The 2,580-nt window shown below is 72.3% G+C and carries 2 protein-coding genes; both read left to right on the forward strand.

The genetic code is table 11. From position 1 onward, the window contains the following. The first annotated feature begins 92 nt into the window (after positions 1 to 92). Positions 93 to 407, forward strand: a complete 315-nt coding sequence (locus AOK24_RS39185; protein WP_055724695.1) for a trypco2 family protein — start codon at positions 93 to 95, stop codon at positions 405 to 407. Positions 408 to 412: 5 nt separating this feature from the next. Then, positions 413 to 2,506: a VMAP-C domain-containing protein gene (locus tag AOK24_RS39190; RefSeq protein WP_055724696.1), complete on the forward strand. Its 2,094-nt coding sequence runs from the start codon at positions 413 to 415 to the stop codon at positions 2,504 to 2,506. The last annotated feature ends 74 nt before the right edge of the window (positions 2,507 to 2,580 follow it).

Here is a 2,580-nt window from a genome sequence, read left to right on the forward strand (position 1 = left end):
GCCCGGATTCTTCCACGACCGCTCCCCACCCCCTCCCGCCAGCGCTGTAACGTACCGACAACGCACTGTCTTTGATCCGGGGGGCGCACCACATGTCGACGATCGGCCTGGCGGCAGCCATAGAGGAACTCCGTCAGGAGCTGTACGAGGCCCAACGCCTCGGTGCCAACCAGCAGTTCGCGTTCGGTGTCGAAGAAGCCCAACTGGAGCTCCAGTTGGAGCTGCGCAAGTCCGCCAAGGGCGACGGCAAGCTCAGCTTCGGTGTGGTCGCCGTCGGCGCCGGCGGGGAGCAAGCCTCTGTGCGCACCCACAAGTTGACCCTCAAGCTGTCCGTGAAGGACAGGGCCGCGGGCGGCACCACCCCCGAGGTCGGGGACGACGAGACCGGGTCGCTGGACGAGGACTGAACGAGATGGACCCGCGCAGACTGGCCCTGATCCGCAGTGGGGACGGGAGCCGCCGCACGGTCGGCTCGGGGTATCTCGTCGCCCCCCGGCTCGTGTTGACGGCACGTCACGCGCTGATCGACCGGGCGACCGGCAGGTTCTGGCCGAAGACCAAGGTCTACGTCGGCCACGAACGCGACGGCGAGCGGATCGGGACCTCGGCGGAACGCCTCTGGGTGCACCCCGCGGGCCTCGACATCGCCCTCCTGCGGCTGGACGAGGAGATCGACCTCCCCGACCCCGTCCGCTGGGGCCGCCCCGAGGGCCGCGCGCCGCTCCCGTACGAGGGCCTCGGCTACCCCTGGGCGTCCAGGAACGGTGACCTCCGCGAACCCGAACACCTCCGCGGCTTCCTCCCCGTCCTCTCCGGCGGCAAGGACCGCTACGTCCTGGACCAGACCCCGGCCCCCGCGCCCCGCGAAGGCGGCAACGCCTGGGGAGGCGCCTCGGGGGCGGCGATCTTCTGCGGCGGCCACCTCGTGTGCGTCGTCACCGAGGAGGACCAGGCGTACGGGGCGCGTCGGCTCATCGCCGTACCCGTCTCCTCCTTCGCGACGGACGGCGCGTTCACGGAACACCTCGGCGGCTGCCCTCGACTGGACCCGATCGGCGCCCCCTTGCCCAGGGCGGAAGCCGAACGCACCCCCACCGAACGGGAGATGGAGAAACTGCTCCGCCCCCTGTTCCCGGACGCCGGGACCCGCGAGGAGCACGGCCGGGAACTGGCCCGTCAACTCGGCTACGACAGCACCGGATACGCCCCCGACACGGCGGACCTCGCAGCCCTCGCCCTCACCCACCCCCGCGCCCTCGCGACCCTCTCCGAAACCCTCGCGCAGAACGCGGCGAACCGCACCGCCCTCACCACCCTCCTGGACAGAGCCAGAAAACTCGGCTGGGGCGCGCTCCTTTCCCTGAACGAATACGGCGACCTGCTCACCCTCCTGCGCGGCAGCCGCGCCGACGACCCGACCCTGATGTCCCGGGCGGCCCGCGAGGCACTGCCGTACGCCGTGCTCCCCGAGGCCCTCAACCAGCCACGCCTGGACGAGGACCAACTCGCGGACGTGATCGTGGGGTTGGAGGAGCTGTCCGGCGAAGGCACTCCCGCGCTGCTGAGGGCCGTCGAGTACGTGGCCGCGGCCACCGGGCGGCGCCAGGAACTCCGTACCTGGTCGGAAGCGGTCGCCGACCGCCTCGGCGTCCACCGGGACGCGCTGGCCGAGCGCCGCGCGGACGCCGAGCGCTGGGCCGAGCGTCCCGCCTCCCCCGTAGCGCGGATCGTGCTGAACCTGGAGCGCGACAAGGAGGCGGGGGAGGAGCGGTACCGGTGCCGGATCCTGCTCGTCCGGGACGACGGCACGCACCGGGTGCTGAAGGAGACGGAGGCGGCGTCCAAGTCCCCGCAGGAAGTGGCGACTTGTCTGAGCGAGGCCGTGTTCGCCGTACGCGAGGAGCCCGGGCAGGGGGACACCGTGCCGTGGGTGACGGTCGAGGTCGACCGGGACGGGCTTCAGCGGGCCGTCGACGAATGGGTGCCCGGCGCGGTCGACGACATTCTTCAAGCCCGCCCGATCGGCGCGGACTACCGCGTCTCCCTGAGCTGCCCCGAGTTCAGGACACGCAGCGAGCAGGACCAGAAGCGCCGCTGGCGCAACGGGCGACAGCTGACCCTCGTCGTCGATCCGGCGTGCGAGGGGACGAGGCATCTCCAGCACCTGCTGAGCACCGATCACCGCGACACCGCCCGGGTCGTCCTGCACGGCCCCGCCGACCAGCGCAGACCCATGCTCCTCGTCGCCCTCGCCCTCGGCGCCCCCGTCGTCCTGTGGGACCGGGACGCGAGCGGCCACGAGGACGCCGTACGCCTGGGCGACCTGGCGCCCACCGGCGACCTGGACGAACTACCTGAACGCGTACGCCGGTTCAGGAGCGACACGGCCGCGCGCTGGGGCGAGCGCCGGGCCCGGCCCGCCCTCGTCTGGGAGCCGGAAGAGCGTCACCCGAGGAGCGGATCGCTGCTGCTCGCGGACCCTGCGAGAGGAACGAACGCTTCATGACCACCGACTGGCGCCTCTTCCGCGGCGACGGCGAACCCCGCGACACGCCCTTCCCCGCCGCCCCGCCCTGGCGC

This window comes from Streptomyces niveiscabiei (assembly GCF_001419795.1).
Taxonomy (GTDB): Bacteria; Actinomycetota; Actinomycetes; order Streptomycetales; family Streptomycetaceae; genus Streptomyces; species Streptomyces niveiscabiei.